This is a genomic window from Citrobacter sp. Cpo069 (assembly GCF_030332785.1).
Lineage (GTDB): Bacteria > Pseudomonadota > Gammaproteobacteria > Enterobacterales > Enterobacteriaceae > Citrobacter > Citrobacter portucalensis.
The window spans coordinates 176,460-195,641 of record NZ_JAOWHD010000061.1; the positions used below are offsets into that span (position 1 = coordinate 176,460).

Annotated in this window: 18 protein-coding genes; 5 read left to right on the forward strand and 13 right to left on the reverse strand. The window is 52.0% G+C overall.

Annotated elements, in window-relative coordinates; genetic code table 11:
• The first annotated feature begins 318 nt into the window (after window positions 1-318).
• From yqaB to OGY08_RS21165, 5 genes are all read left to right on the forward strand, one after another.
• Window positions 319-885: a fructose-1-phosphate/6-phosphogluconate phosphatase gene (gene yqaB, locus OGY08_RS21145; RefSeq protein WP_003825960.1), complete on the forward strand. Its 567-nt coding sequence runs from the start codon at window positions 319-321 to the stop codon at window positions 883-885.
• Window positions 882-1,310: a YqaA family protein gene (locus OGY08_RS21150; RefSeq protein ID WP_003825961.1), complete on the forward strand. Its 429-nt coding sequence runs from the start codon at window positions 882-884 to the stop codon at window positions 1,308-1,310. The genes yqaB and OGY08_RS21150 overlap by 4 nt, the downstream gene beginning before the upstream one ends.
• Before the next feature lie 77 nt (window positions 1,311-1,387).
• The gene (gshA, locus tag OGY08_RS21155; RefSeq protein ID WP_032944711.1) at window positions 1,388-2,944 is read left to right on the forward strand and encodes a glutamate--cysteine ligase; all 1,557 of its coding nucleotides are present in this window, start codon (window positions 1,388-1,390) and stop codon (window positions 2,942-2,944) included.
• Between the two features lie 149 nt (window positions 2,945-3,093).
• Window positions 3,094-3,609 carry an S-ribosylhomocysteine lyase gene (luxS, locus tag OGY08_RS21160; RefSeq protein WP_003037312.1) on the forward strand — a complete coding sequence of 172 codons (516 nt, stop codon included), beginning with the start codon at window positions 3,094-3,096 and terminating at the stop codon, window positions 3,607-3,609.
• Window positions 3,610-3,954: 345 nt separating this feature from the next.
• The gene (locus tag OGY08_RS21165; protein WP_100272885.1) at window positions 3,955-5,325 is read left to right on the forward strand and encodes a carbohydrate porin; all 1,371 of its coding nucleotides are present in this window, start codon (window positions 3,955-3,957) and stop codon (window positions 5,323-5,325) included.
• Window positions 5,326-5,371: 46 nt separating this feature from the next.
• Here OGY08_RS21165 and emrB read toward each other — a convergent pair whose 3' ends face one another.
• From emrB to nrdH, 13 genes are all read right to left on the reverse strand, one after another.
• On the reverse strand, window positions 5,372-6,919 hold the full coding sequence (gene emrB / locus OGY08_RS21170) for a multidrug efflux MFS transporter permease subunit EmrB (protein WP_125363104.1): 1,548 nt from the start codon (window positions 6,917-6,919) through the stop codon (window positions 5,372-5,374).
• Window positions 6,920-6,935: 16 nt separating this feature from the next.
• Window positions 6,936-8,108 (reverse strand): multidrug efflux MFS transporter periplasmic adaptor subunit EmrA, encoded by a 1,173-nt coding sequence (emrA, locus tag OGY08_RS21175; protein WP_003825968.1) that lies wholly within the window; start codon window positions 8,106-8,108, stop codon window positions 6,936-6,938.
• 129 nt (window positions 8,109-8,237) lie between these two features.
• Window positions 8,238-8,768 carry a multidrug efflux transporter EmrAB transcriptional repressor EmrR gene (gene emrR / locus OGY08_RS21180; protein WP_003037300.1) on the reverse strand — a complete coding sequence of 177 codons (531 nt, stop codon included), beginning with the start codon at window positions 8,766-8,768 and terminating at the stop codon, window positions 8,238-8,240.
• A gap of 90 nt (window positions 8,769-8,858) precedes the next feature.
• Window positions 8,859-9,194, reverse strand: coding sequence for an L-valine transporter subunit YgaH (ygaH, locus tag OGY08_RS21185; protein WP_003825969.1), 336 nt, complete (start codon window positions 9,192-9,194; stop codon window positions 8,859-8,861).
• A complete protein-coding gene (locus OGY08_RS21190) occupies window positions 9,184-9,921 on the reverse strand; it encodes an AzlC family ABC transporter permease (RefSeq protein ID WP_003825971.1) in 738 nt (245 codons plus the stop codon). The genes ygaH and OGY08_RS21190 overlap by 11 nt, the downstream gene beginning before the upstream one ends.
• 122 nt (window positions 9,922-10,043) lie before the next feature.
• Window positions 10,044-11,228 carry an MFS transporter gene (locus OGY08_RS21195; RefSeq protein WP_008785612.1) on the reverse strand — a complete coding sequence of 395 codons (1,185 nt, stop codon included), beginning with the start codon at window positions 11,226-11,228 and terminating at the stop codon, window positions 10,044-10,046.
• Window positions 11,229-11,418: 190 nt separating this feature from the next.
• Entirely contained in the window at window positions 11,419-12,414 is a 996-nt protein-coding gene (gene proX / locus OGY08_RS21200; protein ID WP_003825976.1) for a glycine betaine/L-proline ABC transporter substrate-binding protein ProX, read from the reverse strand.
• Between the two features lie 189 nt (window positions 12,415-12,603).
• On the reverse strand, window positions 12,604-13,668 hold the full coding sequence (gene proW, locus OGY08_RS21205; RefSeq protein WP_008785611.1) for a glycine betaine/L-proline ABC transporter permease ProW: 1,065 nt from the start codon (window positions 13,666-13,668) through the stop codon (window positions 12,604-12,606).
• Complete coding sequence (gene proV, locus OGY08_RS21210) at window positions 13,661-14,863, reverse strand: glycine betaine/L-proline ABC transporter ATP-binding protein ProV (RefSeq protein ID WP_003825980.1); 1,203 nt, start codon at window positions 14,861-14,863, stop codon at window positions 13,661-13,663. Before proV ends, proW begins: the two co-directional genes overlap by 8 nt.
• A 354-nt stretch (window positions 14,864-15,217) precedes the next feature.
• A complete protein-coding gene (gene nrdF / locus OGY08_RS21215) occupies window positions 15,218-16,177 on the reverse strand; it encodes a class 1b ribonucleoside-diphosphate reductase subunit beta (RefSeq protein ID WP_100271984.1) in 960 nt (319 codons plus the stop codon).
• A 10-nt stretch (window positions 16,178-16,187) separates the two neighbouring features.
• Window positions 16,188-18,332, reverse strand: a complete 2,145-nt coding sequence (gene nrdE / locus OGY08_RS21220) for a class 1b ribonucleoside-diphosphate reductase subunit alpha (protein WP_125363103.1) — start codon at window positions 18,330-18,332, stop codon at window positions 16,188-16,190.
• The gene (nrdI, locus tag OGY08_RS21225; RefSeq protein WP_003825987.1) at window positions 18,305-18,715 is read right to left on the reverse strand and encodes a class Ib ribonucleoside-diphosphate reductase assembly flavoprotein NrdI; all 411 of its coding nucleotides are present in this window, start codon (window positions 18,713-18,715) and stop codon (window positions 18,305-18,307) included. The genes nrdE and nrdI overlap by 28 nt, the downstream gene beginning before the upstream one ends.
• Window positions 18,712-18,957: a glutaredoxin-like protein NrdH gene (gene nrdH, locus OGY08_RS21230; RefSeq protein ID WP_048236625.1), complete on the reverse strand. Its 246-nt coding sequence runs from the start codon at window positions 18,955-18,957 to the stop codon at window positions 18,712-18,714. Before nrdH ends, nrdI begins: the two co-directional genes overlap by 4 nt.
• Window positions 18,958-19,182: the final 225 nt, after the last annotated feature.

Consider the following 19,182-nt stretch of genomic DNA (forward strand, 5'->3'; position numbering starts at 1 on the left):
CGTAGCTCAGCTGGATAGAGTACTCGGCTACGAACCGAGCGGTCGGAGGTTCGAATCCTCCCGGATGCACCATCTTCTCCTGAATAATAGCGAAACTGTTGTTTCACGGTCTGCGAGATAATCGCCAGCACCAGGGAGGATAACGTTGCTTCAGCAACGGCCCGCAGGGCGAACACTAGTGAGTCATCCTCCCGGATGCACCATCTCCCCCTCAAATCATTTCCACATACTCTCTGAACACCCCTCAATTCGCTGTCAGCGACAAAATCAATCAATTACGATAAAATAACGTCTGGTCACTCGGCTTGTGAGAAGACGATGTACGAACGTTATGCGGGTTTGATTTTTGATATGGATGGTACCATCCTGGATACCGAGCCTACGCATCGTAAGGCGTGGCATGAGGTATTGGGGCATTATGGACTACGGTTTGATGAACATGCCATGGTCGCCCTCAATGGCTCCCCAACGTGGCGTATTGCGCAGTCGGTAATTGAATTGAACCATGCCGATCTTGATCCTCATGCGCTGGCACGTGAAAAAACCGACAAGGTGAGAAGCATGCTGCTGGATAGCGTCCAGCCTTTGCCGTTGGTTGATGTTGTGAAAGCCTGGCATGGTCGTCGTCCTATGTCGGTAGGTACGGGTAGTGAAAGCGCAATTGCAGAAGCGCTGCTCGCTCACCTTGGTCTGCGTCGCTATTTTGATGCTGTAGTCGCAGCCGATCACGTACAACACCATAAACCGGCTCCTGATACGTTTTTGCTTTGTGCCGAACGTATGGGGGTTGTTCCGGCTCGTTGCGTCGTGTTTGAAGATGCCGATTTTGGAATACAGGCGGCGCATGCCGCGGGAATGGATGCCGTGGATGTCCGGTTATTGTGAGTGATGGACTGTCGCTCCTGTCACTGTTTGCCAGCAGTTTTCTCAGTGCCACGCTATTACCCGGCAATTCTGAAGTTGTTCTGGTTGCTTTGTTGGTTTCCGGGGTCAGTCATCCCTGGGTCTTAGTCTTAACAGCAACAATGGGTAATAGCCTTGGAGGGTTAACTAACGTTATCCTTGGGCGTTTCTTTCCATTGCGTAAAACATCGCGCTGGCAAGAAAAAGCCACTGGCTGGCTGCGGCGCTATGGCGCTGTCACACTATTATTAAGCTGGATGCCGGTTGTGGGGGATTTGCTGTGCCTGTTAGCCGGGTGGATGCGCATCTCGTGGGGCCCAGTTCTCTTTTTCTTATGCCTTGGCAAGGCGCTGCGCTATGTTGTTGTCGCAGCGGTTACGACACAAGGCATTATGTGGTGGCACTAATTGTGTTGTGGGATAGCCTTCAGGGTAACCAATACCATTATGCTAATTAAAACGATTTTGACAGGCGGGAGGTCAATTTGATCCCGGACGTATCACAGGCGCTGGCCTGGCTGGAAAACCATCCTCAGGCGTTAAAGGGGATTCAACGTGGTCTGGAGCGCGAAACGCTGCGTGTTAATGCAGATGGGTCATTAGCAACAACAGGCCATCCTGAGGTGTTAGGCTCAGCGCTAACGCATAAGTGGATAACCACTGACTTTGCCGAAGCATTGCTGGAGTTCATTACTCCTCCCGGTGACGACATTGAGAAAATGCTCACGTTCATGCGCGACTTACATCGTTATACCGCCAGAAACCTTGGCGACGAGCGTATGTGGCCGTTGAGCATGCCTTGCTATATTGCCGAAGGTCAGGATATCGAACTGGCACAGTATGGTACGTCGAATACCGGTCGCCTGAAGACGCTGTACCGTGAAGGCCTCAAAAACCGTTACGGCGCGTTGATGCAGACAATCTCGGGCGTACACTACAATTTCTCGCTGCCTATGGCTTTCTGGCAGGCGAAATGCGGTGTAACCGAAGGTGAGGATGCAAAAGAGAAGATCTCCGCGGGCTACTTCCGTCTGATCCGCAACTACTACCGTTTTGGTTGGGTGATCCCGTATTTGTTTGGTGCCTCTCCGGCCATTTGTTCCTCATTCCTGCAAGGAAAACCGACAACTCTGCCGTTTGAAAAAACCGACTGTGGGATGTATTACCTGCCGTACGCAACGTCGCTGCGTCTGAGTGATTTGGGCTATACCAATAAGTCGCAAAGCAATCTCGGAATTACGTTTAACGATTTGCATGAGTATGTGGCAGGATTAAAGCGCGCGATTAAGACGCCTTCCGAGGAGTACGCGGCGATCGGTCTGGAGAAAGACGGTAAGCGTCTGCAAATCAACAGCAACGTTCTGCAGATTGAAAATGAGCTGTATGCGCCTATTCGCCCGAAACGCGTCACTCGTCGTGGAGAAACGCCATCAGATGCGCTTCTGCGTGGCGGTATCGAGTACATCGAAGTACGCTCGCTGGATATCAACCCGTTCTCGCCTATCGGCGTGGACGAGCAGCAGGTGCGCTTCCTCGATCTGTTTATGGTCTGGTGTGCGCTGGCTGATGCCCCGGAAATGAGCAGCGATGAATTGCTGTGTACGCGTAAAAACTGGAATCGCGTGATTCTCGAAGGGCGTAAGCCTGGGCTGACGTTAGGTATTGGCTGTGAAACAGCCCAGTTCCCGCTGCCGAAGGTTGGGAAAGATTTGTTCCGCGATCTGAAACGCGTGGCACAAACGCTGGACAGCATCGATGGGGGAGAGGAGTATCAGAAGGTCTGTGATGAACTGGTTGCCTGTTTTGACAATCCTGAACTGACTTTCTCTGCCCGGATCCTACGGTCTATGATTGATGAAGGCATTGGCGGCACGGGCAAAGCGTTGGGTGAGGCTTACCGAAATCTGCTGCGTGAAGAGCCGTTAGAGATAGTGCAGGAAGCTGAATTTATTGCTGAAACCGAGGCTTCAAAGCGTCGTCAGCAGGAGATCGAAGCGGCTGATACTGAGCCGTTTAGCGTGTGGCTGGAAAAGCACGCTTGATACAAAAGAAAAAGGCCACTCGGGAGTGGCCAAAATTTCATCTCTGAAAACAGGGATGATGATAACAAATGCGCGTCTTTCATATACTCAGACTCGCCCCGGAACAAAGAGTTCAGATTATTTTTAAAAAATTTATCGGAGGTGGCTAAATGCCGTTGTTAGATAGTTTTACTGTCGATCACACCCGGATGGAAGCTCCCGCGGTCCGGGTTGCAAAAACGATGAACACCCCGCATGGCGACGCAATCACCGTGTTTGATCTGCGTTTCTGCATTCCGAACAAAGAAGTGATGCCTGAGAAAGGTATCCATACGCTGGAACACCTGTTTGCAGGTTTTATGCGTAACCACCTTAACGGTAACGGCGTTGAGATTATTGATATCTCTCCGATGGGATGCCGTACCGGCTTCTACATGAGCCTGATTGGTACGCCGGACGAACAGCGTGTAGCCGACGCGTGGAAAGCGGCAATGGCGGACGTGCTGAAAGTACAGGATCAGAACCAGATCCCGGAGCTGAACGTTTACCAGTGCGGTACGTATCAGATGCACTCTCTTAGCGAAGCACAGGATATCGCGCGTCATATTCTGGAGCGTGATGTACGCGTGAACAGCAATGAAGAGCTGGCGCTACCGAAAGAGAAACTGCAGGAACTGCATATTTAGTCTTATTGATTAGCTGTTCCAGTATTTAAATCAACCCCGGTTTATATCCGGGGTTTTTTATTGCTTAATATAATGTGTGTTTATTATATTTGCGGCGAGAATATGTTTTAATTTAAATGATGTCTGACCTGTTAAATAATAAAATGTGATCTGGCAAGCAGAAAGCGGTGGATAATTAACGATGCCAGAGTGTATTGATCACATAAACTAAAAAACATAAATAATTAATAGAAAAACATAATGGAATGCGCCAGATATCCGGGTAATAACAAGACTCTTTTAATAGCCGGTAGATAGGGTTTTTATCAAATCTTATCTGGTATACATTAAACTTTAGGGATGAAAATGAAGGCTAAATATTGGGCGCTGATGATCGGTGCTTGCTTTTCTCATAACCTTTGGGCAGCAAATAATATCACTATTGAGCAGCGTCTGGCTGAACTGGAGCAACGTGTTGTTAATGCCGAAAAACGGGCATCCGATGCCGAGGCACAAATTCGCTCGCTGAAGCAGCAGCAGGTCGCCGCTACGCCGACGGTGAATGTCCAGTCTGCCGAGCCGATTGCAGCAGGTGAAACTCCGCCTAAGCTGACATTATCCGGCTTCAGCGATATTAAGTTCTATGGCGATGTCGAATTTAATATGGATGCGGCAAGCCGTTCCGGTAGCCTGACATCGACGAGAACGTCAGCGAATAAAGATTGGGCACCAGGAACCAATGAACGCTGGGATATTAACGGACGCCTGTTGCTGGGTTTTGATGGCTACCAGCGGCGGGACAACGGTAATTTTGCAGGGTTCTCGGTACAGCCTCTGGCGGACCTGACCGGAAAAATGAACCTCGATGATGCCGTTTTCTTCTTTGGTCGTGAGAATGACTGGAAAATTAAGGTTGGTCGTTTTGAAGCCTACGATATGTTCCCGCTGAATCAGGATACGTTTGTTGAATATTCGGGGAATACAGCGAACGATCTCTACAGTGACGGTTACGGCTATATCTATATGATGAAAGAAGGACGGGGACGTAGCGACAGCGGGGGTAACTTCCTGCTGAGCAAAACCATCGACAACTGGTATTTCGAAGTTAACACATTGCTGGAAAATGGCAGTACGTTATATACCGAGAAGCAGTACCACGGAATGGATTTAACCAACGATAAAAACGTGGCTTACGTCCGTCCGGTTATCGCCTGGCAAAATGGGCGTTTTTCAACGGCGATAGCGATGGAAAGTAACGTCGTTAACAACGCCTACGGTTATTACCAAAATGGGACGTGGATCGATCAGTCAGATCGTACGGGCTATGGTTTTACCATGACCTGGAATGGTCAAAAAACGGACCCGGAAGATGGCGCGGTGATTAACCTGAATACCGCCTATATGGATGCGACCGATGAGACAGATTTTACTGCAGGGGTGAATGCGTTGTGGCATCGATTTGAACTGGGTTATATCTATGCGCATAACAAAATCGAAGCCTTCAATGCTACCAATATCGATGCCGTTTGTGAGGACGATTGCTGGATCACCGATCCCGGCAATTATGACATTCACACTATTCATGCCTCATATTTATTCCCCAATGTGATGGATATGAAAAACTTTAACATCTACCTCGGTGCCTATGCTTCATGGGTAGAGGCCAATCCGAATAATGGTGATAACAGCGAAGATGCGCGTTACGGCGGGCGTCTGAGATTCAAATATTACTTCTGATTGTAGGTCTGATAAAAGGGATCCGCAGATCCCTTTTATCAGATAGTTAGTGTGCGCCACCGCCGCCACCGCCGCCACCGCCCGCACCGAAGGGCGGTTTGGCGAACCACACCAGGCCAAGCAGGACCAGGAAGATCCCCGCCGACATCCAGAAGATTTCGTTAGCGGAAATAATCAGCCCCTGATTGGTGATCTGCTGAGCTATCCAACCTGAAGCCTGCTGGTGCGTCATCCCTAAATCTTGCAGCTTATCGTACATAGCCTGTGCATTTGGGTTGTAGGGGTTAACAGATTCCGTTAGCTGCGCATGATGCAGCGACTCGCGGTTTGTCCACATTGTCGTCGTAATCGATGTGCCAATGGAACCTGCCAGCGTTCGCGTAAAGTTCGACAAGCTGGATGCCGCCGCCAGACGCTCTGGCGGTAAGCCGGACAACGTAATGGTGGTTAGCGGCATAAAGAAGCAGGCTACCGCGAACCCCTGAATAAACTGCGGCCAGGCCGATGCGCCAAAGTCCATACCCGGCTCGAACGTCCACGCACGCCAGTAGAAACAGACGGCGTACATAATAAAACTGAACGTTACCAACCGACGCATATCCAGCTTATGCGCGAAGCGGCCGATAATCGGAGACAGGATCACCGGAATCACCCCAACCGGCGCTGACGCCAGACCAGCCCAGGTTGCCGTATAGCCGTATACCTCCTGCAACAGCTGCGGCAGCAGTACGATTGCGCCGAAGTAGAGCATATAGGCCAGACTGATACACAGACAGCCGATGGTAAAGTTGCGCGACTTAAACAGCGAGAGATCGACAATGGGGTGCTCGTCGGTAAGCTCCCAGACGATCAGGAAGCTGATAGCAACCACGGCGACCACAGTCAGGATGATAATCTCCTGCGAGGCGAACCAGTCCAGCTCTTTGCCGCGGTCGAGCATAATCTGCAAACTGCCGATACCGATGACCAGCAGTGCCAGACCAATGGCGTCAATGCGCCGCTGCTCGGTTTTGGTTTCCCGACCGCGCAGGGTTTGCAGTGTCATCAATACCACCACAGCCCCGATTGGCACGTTGATAAAAAATATCCAGCCCCAGTGATAGTTGTCGCTGATATAGCCCCCAAGAATAGGACCACATATCGGGGCAACAATCACCGTCATCGACCATAGCGCGAGGGCGATGGAACGCTTGGCGGGTGGATAGTTATTCAGCAACAGGCTCTGTGACAGCGGAATTAATGGACCGGCGACAATACCCTGGATTACGCGGAAGAAAATCAGCATGTTCAGGCTGGTGGACATCCCGCATGCCCATGACGCAATGACGAAGGCGATAGTTGACCACATAAAGAGTCTTACTTCGCCAAAGCGTTTTGCCAGCCAGCCGGTGATCGGAATAGAGATAGCGTTCGCCACCCCGAATGAGGTGATCACCCAGGTTCCCTGGCTCAGTGAAGAGCCGAGGTTCCCGGCGATAGTGGGGATCGCCACGTTAGCAATGGTGGAGTCCAGCACCTGCATGAATGTCGCCAGGGACAGCGCGATCGTCATAATGACGAGCTGCGCGCCTTCCAGCGGTTTTTGCTGTTGCATCACACGCACCTTTGAATTAGCCCGCGTTGGCCCGCACGATCTCTTCGATCATCTTATTGACCGGAGCAAGGTTGATTTCACGTGCATTACTTTCTGATACCGGCGTGGTACGAACCTGGCTTGCCAGAATTTGTCCGTCACGATTTGAGGTATCTACCGTAACCAGCGTAGACAAACCAATACGTAATGGATGCTGTGCCAGTTGCTGCGCATCCAGTTCGATACGTACCGGCAGACGCTGGACGACTTTGATCCAGTTGCCGGTTGCGTTTTGCGCCGGCAGCAGGGAGAAGGCGCTGCCCGTACCCATATCGAGACCGACAACTTTACCGGTATATTTTACGTCATCGCCGTAAATATCGCTGATAACGGTCGCCGGTTGGCCGATACGCATGTGCGCGAGCTGTGTTTCTTTGAAGTTGGCATCTACCCACAGGTTAGTGGCCGGAACAACCGCCATCAGCGGCGTGGTTGGGCTAATTTGCGCACCAGGCTGTACGGCGCGACGGGATACATAACCGGTCATTGGGCTGACAATTCTGGTACGTTCCAGCGCCAGCCAGGCATTGCGCACTTCGGTGGCAGCCTGTTGCACAGCGGGTTGATCTTCCAGCTTGCTACCCAGAATCATCGCCTGGTTAGCATTATATTGTTGGATCGCGACATCAAGCTGGGCCTGAGCGCTGGCGACGGCATCACGAGCGTGTTGCAGCTCTTCACGGCCAATCAGGTTGGCATTGCCCAGCGGAACTCGGCGATTAAAGTCGCTTTGTGCCTGCGCCAGTGCGGTTTTTTGCACTTCAATGCTTGCCTGTAACTGCTTGCTGTTGATCATCAACTGGTGCGTCTGACGCACGCTGGAAGCCAGCGCAGTTTTGGCTTTTTCAAATGCCTGCTTTGCGTCTGTCTGGTCGAGGGTGACCAGCACATCGCCTTGTTTTACAAAGTCAGTGTTATCAGCCCAGACTTTCGTCACGCTGCCTGATACCTGAGCCATGATTTGAACCTGGTTCCCTGCCACGTACGCATCGTCTGTCTCTTCGACATGACGAAGTACTAAAAACCAATAAATCCCATATGCCACGGCAATGATAATAAAGAGCAAGGTCAGAAGGAGCAGCATACTTTTACGTTTGCCATTCTTCTTGACCGGTTGCTGCGGGGTTTGAGTCTCCGCATTTGCGCTCATGTTGTTCTCCACGATCTTATTTTTTTCACATCGGCTGAGCCGACCTGTTTATCAGACAGGCCAGCAGTATGCGTGCTGGCCTGTCGGTTTTTTCATTTATAAATCTGGATTTCTGAGCGAGTCAGCGCGTTAGCGCAGCGCTTCTAACACCGCGCCATCCTGCTCCATCTGATCAAGACGGGTCAGAAGTTTACGGGTAATTTGCTCAAGCTGATCTTTTTCGGTGGTGCTAAGAGACGACCAGAGCTGATGCAGGCAGTTATGCTGAGGCGGTAACACCTCTTGCAAAAAAGCATGGCCTTTCTCGGTCAATTGCAGATGCAGACAGCGGCGATCGTTATCGCTTTCACGACGTTCGATCCAGCCACGTTTTTCTAACTCATCCGCAATGCGGGTAGCGTTAGTGCGTGACGAGCCAAGCGCGCAACTCAGTTCAGAAGGCTGAATACTGTGGTTTTCCTGAGACTCCAGCGTAATCAACGCCATAAACAATGTCTCGTTAATCCCTTGAGCTTTCAGCATCTTATTGCGGTTTTCCAGCAACTTACCCTGCATGTGCATACAGAGGCGAGTCAGAAGCACTTCCTGATAAGGGAACTCTTCGTAGCGGCTGGCGCGAAATTTTAGCATTTGTTCAATGGGCGTAAACGAACTATCCATTTGGGTATAACCTCATTAATTTCAGCCGATATAGTAACGACAGTGACAAATAAAGTAAATGTATTATTTCTTTAAAATGATTGTTTTTATCTATAAGCCAACAAGCATTTTCCAGGCTAATCCATAGCCCAGAGCACTCAGTAACGTTGGAATGATGATGCTGCGGGTCTTATAGAAGCTTGCGCCCAGTATGACAAACCCCACCAGCGTAGGCACGAACCGACGAGCGTCGTGCATAACTTCTGGTGCGGTAGACACCACCAGCAGGGCGCAAATAGATGCAATGCCAATAGTGTCGAGTAGTATGCCCGTCGCGCCGCGCTTCGTCGGGCGAACATTGCCTACCCCAAGACGGAGCGGCAAATAACGAAAACAGTAATTAACGCAGCCGACCAACAGGCCAAGTAGCAGAACCTCATAGCTCATCAGGACCTCCCTGCCAAAATGACTGGATGAGCGCCGTCAGGCATCCGCAGACAATACCTGCAAGGATAGCGGCAGGTATGGAAAACAGCATGACGCCAGCCAGCGCCCCGGCCAGGGAGGCAGTCACGCAGAGCGCTTGTTTACGTTGGAATGACGCGAGCAGGAAGCTCATAAACAGCGCCGGGAGCATGAATCCCAGTGCCGCTTCAACCGCCGGGTAATCCTTGAGTAAACCACTGCCGGAAAACGCGCCGATCACCGTACCAAACACCCAGGAGGCCCAGGAGCACAGTGCGATGCCGATCATCCAGTTTTCACTCCAGCGCCGATTATCCCGGACCAGTTTTGCCGTTGCAGCGGCAAAGACTTCATCGGTAAGGCCAAAAGCCCACAGTGCACTTTTGGGTTTACTCAGTCGCTGGGCTATTCGGCTGCGCAGGGAAGGGCCGTACAAAACATGGCGGACATCCATGGCCATGACGGTAAGGGCGGCGACCCACAGCGAACTGCCCGCAGCGAGCATGGTGGTAATGACAAACTGGCTGGCTCCCGCATAGATAATGCAGGAGAAAAAGACGCTTTCAACCGGCGTAAAGCCAAGGCGAGTGGCATTGAGACCAAATGCAAAAGCGACCGGAATATAGCTGATGACTATTGGTAGGCTGTCTTTGAATCCTTCCGTTAACGTTGCCGAACAGGATTCAGACTGGGGTACAGGGCTTTCCATAGGGTTATAGGTTTCATTACCGAAATTAATATAACTTGGTTCAATGAGTTATAACCTTAGCAGACTGATGGGCTCCTTAACACCCTGTGGAGCCCAATCAGCGGTAAACATGCGCTATACGCTTAATTTACGGCTTCCTGACGGTGAAAACCTCGCCACCAGACCACCAGGTTGAGTACGGCAACGGTCGTACCCGCCAGACAAACGCCAGCCCACCCGGCATGCTGCCAGGCAGAGGCTGAAATTAGCGAACCTGCCGCTCCGCCAATAAAATAGCTGGTCATGTATCCGGCGGTCAGGCGATTACGCGCATCCGGATGAATGCGATAGATAACCGTCTGGTTGGTGATGTGTACTCCCTGAACGGTGAGGTCCAACACCAGAATACCGATAATCAGCATGGGGACTGAAGTGTGCCCAAACCAAATAGCAAGCCAGGAGAGCAGCAGTAATAGCAGTCCTATGGTTGTGGTCAGGTGGGATTTACCTTTATCGGCAAAACCGCCCGCAGGACGTGCGCCTAACGCCCCTGCGGCACCCGCCAGACCGAACAGACCAATCATTCCTTCCGAATAGTTAAACGGCGGCGCGGCGAGCAAAAACGCCATCGAGGTCCACAGGATACTGAAATTGGCAAAAGTCAGGCAGCCCAGCATCGCGCGGGTACGCAGCAATTTATCGTGAATAAACAGGCTGAATACCGAGCCTAACAGCTGAGGATAGTTAAGATGAGTATCGGATTTCATCTTCGGCAGGCCGCGCCACAGAGCAACCGCCATCAGCGCCATTAATACTGATGCGACCCAAAATACGGTGCGCCAGCCGCCAAGATTCGCCAGTAATCCCGCCACGGTGCGCGCCAGCAGAATACCCAGCAGCAGGCCGCTCATAATCGTGCCGACAACCTTCCCGCGCTTGTCCGGTGTGGCAAGCGTTGCCGCCAGCGGAACCAAAATCTGTGCCACTACCGAGAACAGTCCGGTCAGGGCAGTACCGAGAATCAGCATACCCAGCGACTGGCTGCTGGCGGTGATCAGCATGCCGCCAGCCGCGAGCAATGTCATGGAGACAATCAGCATCCGACGTTCAAACATATCGCCGAGCGGCACTAAGAACAGCAGGCCGGCGGCATAGCCGAGTTGGGCCGCGGTGACGATAAACCCTGCGGTACTGGCAGATAGCGAAAAGTTGCGCGCGATGGTGTCGAGCAGCGGCTGCGCATAATAGTTACTGGCGACGGCGAGGCCGGTGGCAATAGACATTAACAGGATCAGCGAAGGGCTAAGTCCCTGAGTAGTTTTCGTCATTGTTTTCAACTGAGTAATGGGTTGCAGAAAACAATCATAACGGAAGTGATTAAATGTTGCTGATTTGTTGAGTGATGGATTGTGCGATTGGGGGAGGGAGGATAGGCCGGATTAGGCGCATCGCGCCACCATCCGGCATTTATGCGGTTACTGGCCTGATGGCGCTACACTCATCAGGCCTGCGAGTGGGTTATTTCTGCGCGGCCAGCGCTTCGTTCACCCAGCCGTCAAACTGCTGCTGGTGGGCTTTGATCCAGCCGTCAACGTGACCCTGTACGTCGGCTTCAGACGCTTTCCCGTCGTGCATCATTGCGTTCTGCGCGTTGATATCCGCCAGCGGCAGCTTCATGATGGCAAACAGTTTCGCCGCAGCCGGGTTTTTCTCCGCCCAGGCTTTATTGGCGACAATATGCATAGTGTTCACCGGGAAGCCGTAGTTGGCGCCGTTTGGCAGTTTGGTATCAATATCTTTCTGCTCACCTGGCAGGGAAGAGAACGGCACCTGCAGCCAGACCACATCTTTACCAGGTTTCATTACGTCGCTCACCCAGTACGGTGTCCAGGTGTAGTAAAGAATGGGTTTACCTTCTTTGAAGCGGGTAATGGTGTCGGCCATCATCGCCGCATAGTTACCGTGGCTGACCTCGACGGTTTTTTCCAGATCGAAAGCTTTGTTCTGGTGGTTGATTACTGCTTCACAGCCCCAGCCCGGTGAACAGCCCATCATATCGGCTTTTCCGTCACCGTTGGTGTCAAAGATTTTGGCGATCTTCGGATCTTTTAACTGGGCGATATTGGTGATTTTATACTGCTCAGCGGTTTTCTTGTCGATCAGATAACCCTGTGCGGCACCCGTAACGAATACCCCCTCGCGATAAAACTTTTTGTCTCCGCCCGCAGCGGCGTACATATCATCATGCAGCGGCTGCCAGTTCACGGCGGTAAAAGTTGCATCGCCAGAGGCAATGGAGGTATAGCCGACGTTGTAGTCAACTTCGCTGGTTTTGTTAACGGTGTAACCCAGTTTCTCCAGCGCACGGGCGACTAACTGCGTCTGGAAGGATTCTTCAGAGATAGTGCTCTGGATTGGCTGTACGGTGATGCCTTTGCCCGGCAGGTCGGCAGCGAAAGTGCTGGTGGAGACAAGGGTGGCAAACGCTGTGGCAATAATTACTTTCTGTCGCATCGTTGTTCCTTATTACACTTCATCCTTCAAGCTGCCTCTTTGTTGGCTGCACTCATGCACCCCAGTCACGTACTACTTGTACGCTCCTGGGGATACATTCGTTTACCGCCGCGATGCAACTTGAATGATTTTGTGCAAGTTAATGAATTGTAGGCCCGGTAAGCACAGCGCCACCGGGCAACGGGTGAATTACTTCGTGAAAGGGCGAGTGATAAGCCCAATGGGACCGGTGGTGTACCAGCGACGGTTGCCACGACTACGCGAGTCGCGACCGACGGCCTGCGTCAGGCGGTCGAGAATGATAGCGAGGATCACAATCCCAACCCCGCCGACGGTGGCAAGCCCCATATCCAGACGACCGATTCCGCGCAGAACCATCTGACCCAGTCCGCCGACGGCAATCATCGACGCGATGACGACCATTGAGAGTGCCAGCATCAGCGTCTGGTTAACCCCAGCCATAATGGTGGGCATTGCCAGCGGGAGCTGCACTTTAAACAGCATCTGACGCGGGCTGGCGCCAAACGAGCGCGAGGCTTCAATCAGATCGGCTGGCACCTGGTTAATCCCCAGAATAGTCAGACGCACGATTGGCGGCAGGGCGAAGATAATCGTCACCACTACGCCCGGGACGTTACCAATACCAAACAGCATGACAATCGGCACCAGATAGACAAACGCGGGTGTGGTTTGCATGGCGTCCAGCAGCGGGCGAACAATTTTTGCTGCCCGTGGACTGCGCGCCAACCAGATCCCCATCGGCAGACCGATCACCACGCAGAACAGCAGCGCGGTCAACACCAGCGCCAGGGTTATCATGGCCTGCGACCACGCGCCGATGGCACCGATAGCAATCAAGGAAATCAGCGTAGCAACGCCCATCCCCACGCCGGAAATCTGCCAGGCAATCAGCGCGAACAGGATAATCGCCACGGGCGCTGGCATACCCAACAGCAGCTGTTGAAAGCCGTTGAGAATGTAATCCACCGGGACACGAATGCCCTGGAAGACCGGACGGAAATGGGTAACGACCCAGTCGATCCCCTCTGTGACCCAACTGTCAAGCGGGATCAGCGTTTTATGGAACGGATCCATAATATTGAAATGCTCTGGTGCCGGCGCGGGTGCGCTGGTCAGCCAGTCCGCGCCACCACCGTCAGTGGGTGCGCCTGATGGCGTACTCCAGGCATCAGCATTTTGTGCGGCACTGTCGGCCGCTGGTGTGGTGTCCCACGGATTAGTTTGATCAGCCATTGTTTACCCCCTCACGATCTAAAGCCTGTAACAGCATGCGTTTTGAAATGACGCCCACATACTGCTGTTCCTCATCTACAACCGGCACCGCGCACGGGGCCTGACCGACATGAGAAAGCAACTCGCTGAGAGGGGTTTGTGCATCTACGGCTAACGGCTCATCGATCAATGCCGCTTCAATACCTTGCGCCTGACTTAACGCTGTTTTTAATGAGTCGATAGAGACAACGCCAACGAATTTATTGCCGCGTTCGATCACGTAACCATATTCGCGATCTTTGTCCTGCAATAATTGCAGCGCAGAACGTGGACCCACCCCGGGGTTTTTACGAATTAAACCTTCGGGACTACGGCGTGAAATATCTTTCGCGCTAAAGACCTGGCTAATATCGACGCCACGGAAGAAGGTGCGTACATAATCATTGGCCGGATTATTCAGGATTTCATCTGGCGTGCCGACCTGGACCACTTCACCGTTTTGCATAATGGCAATTCTGTCGCCAATGCGCATGGCTTCGTCGAGGTCATGCGATATAAAGACCACGGTGCGTTGATGCTTCGCCTGTAGTTTTACCAGTTCATCCTGCATCTCAGTACGAATTAATGGATCGAGGGCTGAGAAGGCCTCATCCATTAATAAGATGTCAGGGTTAATGGCTAATGCGCGGGCGAGGCCTACACGCTGGCGCATCCCCCCGGAAAGTTCATCCGGGTAGCCGTGAGCATAATTCTCCAGACCAACCTGGCGCAGCGCATCTAACGCTTTTTCACGACGTTCATCCGCACCAACACCGGCTAATTCCATGCCGAATGCCGTATTGTCGAGAACCGTCATGTGCGGCATCAGGGCAAAGGACTGGAACACCATCGCAATCTTTTTTCTGCGCACCTCGCGAAGCTCAGCATCGGATATCCGGGCGATGTCTACGCCGTCAATCAATACCTGTCCGCGGGTGGGTTCAATCAGGCGATTGAGAAGGCGTACCATTGTGGATTTACCCGAACCGGATAATCCCATGATGACAAATATCTCGCCTTCTTCAATGGCCAGACTGGCGTTCTTAACGCCAAGCGATAGCCCCGTTTTATCCAGAATCTGCTCTTTTGAAAGCCCTTTTTCAATATATTTGAAGGCTCTCTGGGGATGCTCTCCAAATATCTTATAGAGATTTTTAACTTCTAATTTAATTGCCATGCAATAGAATGATTCCTGTTATTTGTTTATATCGATATATTACCTGATGGAAATAGTGACCTTTTTCTACCCTAACATACTGAGAATCTGAGACAACCCTGAATTTGGTTGTGGCATGAATATTGCCAAAGGCCAAGTGGCGGGACTTCCCGTGATATAAGGGCTGAGCGCGAATGTGAACGGGGTAATATTTTTTGTAAATGGCAATGAAAAATCGCCTGAATTGCTGGAATGCAGGCGAATAATGCGGCTGATATTGAGTGTAGATCACACAATTATATTTGCACGACAAAAGTGTGATCCTGTTAAAATATTTCCGCGAAAAATGTACGGTATTTCCCGTGAAAATGAGCGCTAGAAATTCCAGTCGTCATCTTCTGTTTCGACCGCTTTTCCCATCACATAAGATGAGCCGGAACCCGAGAAGAAATCGTGGTTTTCATCAGCGTTGGGCGACAGCGCAGCAAGGATTGCCGGGTTAACCTCCGCCATTTCAGGCGGAAATAGCGCCTCATATCCCAAATTCATTAATGCCTTATTGGCGTTGTAACAAAGGAAGGCTTTGACGTCATCCACCCAGCCGGTTTCTGCATACAACTCTTCCGTATAACGCGCTTCGTTATCATACAATTCCATCAGCAGGTCAAAGGCAAAATTCTTTAACTCCTCGCGTGCGGATTCGCAAATATGCTCCAGACCTTTTTGATATTTATAACCAATGTAATACCCATGAACCGCTTCATCACGAATGATCAGACGAATGAGATCGGCGGTATTGGTCAATTTGCCGCGGCTGGAAAAATACATTGGCAACCAGAAGCCAGAATAGAACAGGAAGGATTCCAGAAACACGCTGGCTATTTTTTTCTTCAACGGTTCGTCGTTGGCGTAATGTGTCAAAACGATCTGCGCTTTGCGCTGGAGCGGGGTATTTTCCTCACTCCAGGCGTAGGCAGCATCCACGTCTTTGGTCTGGCAAAGGGTAGAGAATATTGAGCTGTATGAACGGGCGTGCACCGCCTCCATAAAGCTGATATTCGACAGCACCGCCTCTTCATGCGGCGTTAACGAATCAGCCATTAACGCTGGCGCTCCGGCAACATTCTGAATGGTGTCGAGCAGCGTCAGCCCGGTAAAAACGCGGATTGTTAACTGCTGTTCGGCGGCGTTCAACGTTTGCCAGGCCGGAATGTCATTGGAGAGCGGGACCTTTTCCGGGAGCCAGAAGTTACTGGTCAGACGGTTCCATACCTCAAGATCTTTATCATCCTCAATCTTGTTCCAGTTGATGGCGCTCACGCGGGATAATGTCATTTTCTCCTCCTTACAGCGCGCATGACACGCAGCCTTCGATTTCGGTGCCTTCCAGCGCCAGCTGGCGTAGTCGGATGTAGTACAGGGATTTGATGCCCTTACGCCAGGCGTAAATTTGCGCTTTATTGATATCGCGCGTGGTGGCGGTATCGGGGAAAAAGAGCGTCAGTGAAAGCCCCTGATCGACATGGCGCGTTGCTTCTGCGTAGGTATCAATGATTTTTTGTGGACCGATCTCATAGGCATCCTGATACAAGGCCAGATTCTCATTGGTCATAAACGGGGCAGGGTAGTAAACGCGCCCGGTTTTGCCCTCTTTGCGAATCTCCACTTTCGACACGATCGGGTGAATGCTTGACGTGGCATGATTGATGTAGGAGATAGAACCGGTGGGGGGAACCGCCTGTAAATTCTGGTTATAAATGCCGTAGCGCATCACATCTTCACGCAGCTGTGACCACATCTCGCGCGTCGGCAGCGTAATGCCGCTGGCGGCAAACAGCGTGCGAACCTTGGCGGTTTTTGGCTGCCAGTCGCCCTGCAGATACTGGTTAAAATATTCGCCGCTGGCGTAGCGCGACTGTTTGAATCCGGCAAAGGTTTGACCGCGCTCGCGGGCGATCTTCATTGACGTATTCAGCGCATGCCAGGTGATGGTATAGAAATAGAGATTGGTGAAATCCAGCCCTTCCGGCGAACCGTAGGCGATCCCTTCCCGCGCCAGATACCCGTGCAGATTCATCTGCCCAAGACCAATCGCGTGCGACGCGCTGTTTCCGGCCTCAATCGAGGGCACGCTGCGGATATGGCTCATGTCCGAAACGGCGGTTAAGCCACGAACCGCCGTTTCCACGGTACGACCAAAATCGGGTGAATCCATGGTATGGGCAATGTTCAACGAGCCGAGATTGCAGGAAATATCGTGCCCGGTCTGCGCGTAATTGAGATTTTCATCGTAGGTGGAGGCACTGTTAACCTGCAAAATCTCCGAGCACAGGTTGCTCATATTGATCCGACCTGCAATCGGATTGGCGCGATTCACCGTATCTTCAAACATGATGTAAGGATAGCCAGACTCAAACTGGATCTCGGCCAGCCGCTGGAAGAAATCGCGGGTGTTAATGTATTTTTTACGCACACGTTCGTCGGCAAGCAGTTCGTCATAGCGTTCACTGACGGCGATATCGCCGAACGCTTTGCCGTAAATCCGTTCCACGTCATACGGCGAGAACAGCGCCATTTGGGCATTTTCTTTCGCCAGTTGAAAGGTAACATCCGGGATCACCACGCCAAGCGAGAGCGTTTTGATGCGGATTTTCTCGTCGGCGTTTTCGCGCTTGGTATCGAGAAAACGCAAAATATCCGGATGGTGTGCGTGCAGATACACCGCCCCCGCGCCCTGACGCGCGCCGAGTTGATTCGCATAAGAAAACGCATCTTCCAGCATTTTCATTACTGGGATCACCCCAGATGACTGGTTCTCAATGCGCTTTATGGGCGCTCCTGCCTCGCGCAGGTTGGAGAGTAAAAATGCCACGCCGCCGCCGCGTTTGGAGAGCTGAAGTGCTGAGTTGACCGCCCGACCAATAGACTCCATGTTGTCTTCAATACGCAACAGGAAGCAGGAGACCAGCTCACCGCGTTGCTGTTTGCCGCAGTTTAAAAAGGTTGGTGTGGCGGGCTGAAAGCGCCCGGAGAGCATTTCATCGGTCAGCTGCATCGCGAGCGTTTCATCGCCCTGCGCCAGCGTGAGCGCCACCATCGTGACCCGATCCTCAAAGTCTTCGAGATAGCGCTTACCGTCGAACGTTTTCAGCGTATAGCTGGTGTAGAACTTCCATGCGCCGAGGAACGTCTGGAAACGGAATCCGCTGGCGTGGGCGTGATCGAATAGCTTCAGCACGAACGCGCGATCGTAGCGGGCTAACACGCTGGCATCGTAATAGCCTTCATCCACCAACGTTTCCAGGCGCTCCTGCTGGCTGGCAAACGCCACCGAGTTTGGGCGGACGTGGGTGGCAAAGAAGGCCTCCACCGCCTGATGGTCTTTGTCGAACTGAATGCGCCCGGCTTTATCGTACAGATTTAGCATGGCGTTCAGGGCGTGATAATCCAGCGTTGGCTGCATTACACGTTCTGCGGTTGTCGTTGCCAAAATTCGCTCACTCCTTTTCGAACGTTGTCGATATCGCTTTGGGTGCCCATCAGCTCAAAGCGATAGAGCCACGGCACGCCGCATTTTTGTGAGATGACATCACCCGCGCGACCGTAGGCGTCACCGAAATTACGATTGCCGGAGGCGATCACTCCACGGATTAACGCCCGGTTGTGCGTATCGTTTAAAAAGCGGATCACCTGTCTTGGGACCGCGCCAGCAGTGCCGCCGCCGCCGTAGGACGGCACGATTAATATGTAAGGTTCGTCTACCCGGATCCGCTCGCGTTCGTTAAGCGGAATGCGGATGGCTGGCAGCCCCAGACGCTGCATAAAGCGGTGCGTATTTTCGGAGCTGCTGGAGAAGTAGACGAGCTGACTCATGCGCTGGCCACACGGTGTTCCGGATGCAGACGGTTGATCATGTCCGGGCGAAACCCTGACCAACTGGTTTCACCCGCGACCACGACCGGTAGCTGGCGAAACCCTTGATCGCGCAGGCTATCAGCCAAATCGGGCTGTAAATCGACGTTTACCATCTCAAAGTCAAAACCACGGCTTTCCATTGCCCGTTTGGTGGCGTGGCACTGAACACAGTTATTGCGAGTGTAAATAATAATACGCATGATTCGTATTTCCATTTAAAAATAAAGGATCGGCGCGATAGAGGGCGTCGGGTTGTATGTGTCCTGATAGAAGAAATACTAGATGTAGTTTTAAAAAGATTCAACCATACAAGATATGGGAATTTTAGATTGATGATGAGCGGGGTGATGAGCGTGGCGGGGGAAGGCTAACGGGTGGTTATAAATTGCCCGATGGCGCTAAGCTTATCGGGCCTACGGGCAACA

Bases quoted from the DNA above. Each gene is read 5' to 3' on its own strand.
- yqaB (WP_003825960.1), top strand. From the start codon at position 319: ATGTACGAACGTTATGCGGGTTTGATTTTTGATATGGATGGTACCATC.
- luxS (WP_003037312.1), top strand. From the start codon at position 3,094: ATGCCGTTGTTAGATAGTTTTACTGTCGATCACACCCGGATGGAAGCT.
- OGY08_RS21165 (WP_100272885.1), top strand. From the start codon at position 3,955: ATGAAGGCTAAATATTGGGCGCTGATGATCGGTGCTTGCTTTTCTCAT.
- emrB (WP_125363104.1), bottom strand. From the start codon at position 6,919: ATGCAACAGCAAAAACCGCTGGAAGGCGCGCAGCTCGTCATTATGACG.
- emrA (WP_003825968.1), bottom strand. From the start codon at position 8,108: ATGAGCGCAAATGCGGAGACTCAAACCCCGCAGCAACCGGTCAAGAAG.
- emrR (WP_003037300.1), bottom strand. From the start codon at position 8,768: ATGGATAGTTCGTTTACGCCCATTGAACAAATGCTAAAATTTCGCGCC.
- ygaH (WP_003825969.1), bottom strand. From the start codon at position 9,194: ATGAGCTATGAGGTTCTGCTACTTGGCCTGTTGGTCGGCTGCGTTAAT.
- OGY08_RS21190 (WP_003825971.1), bottom strand. From the start codon at position 9,921: ATGGAAAGCCCTGTACCCCAGTCTGAATCCTGTTCGGCAACGTTAACG.
- OGY08_RS21195 (WP_008785612.1), bottom strand. From the start codon at position 11,228: ATGACGAAAACTACTCAGGGACTTAGCCCTTCGCTGATCCTGTTAATG.
- proX (WP_003825976.1), bottom strand. From the start codon at position 12,414: ATGCGACAGAAAGTAATTATTGCCACAGCGTTTGCCACCCTTGTCTCC.
- proW (WP_008785611.1), bottom strand. From the start codon at position 13,668: ATGGCTGATCAAACTAATCCGTGGGACACCACACCAGCGGCCGACAGT.
- proV (WP_003825980.1), bottom strand. From the start codon at position 14,863: ATGGCAATTAAATTAGAAGTTAAAAATCTCTATAAGATATTTGGAGAG.
- nrdF (WP_100271984.1), bottom strand. From the start codon at position 16,177: ATGACATTATCCCGCGTGAGCGCCATCAACTGGAACAAGATTGAGGAT.
- nrdI (WP_003825987.1), bottom strand. From the start codon at position 18,715: ATGAGTCAGCTCGTCTACTTCTCCAGCAGCTCCGAAAATACGCACCGC.
- nrdH (WP_048236625.1), bottom strand. From the start codon at position 18,957: ATGCGTATTATTATTTACACTCGCAATAACTGTGTTCAGTGCCACGCC.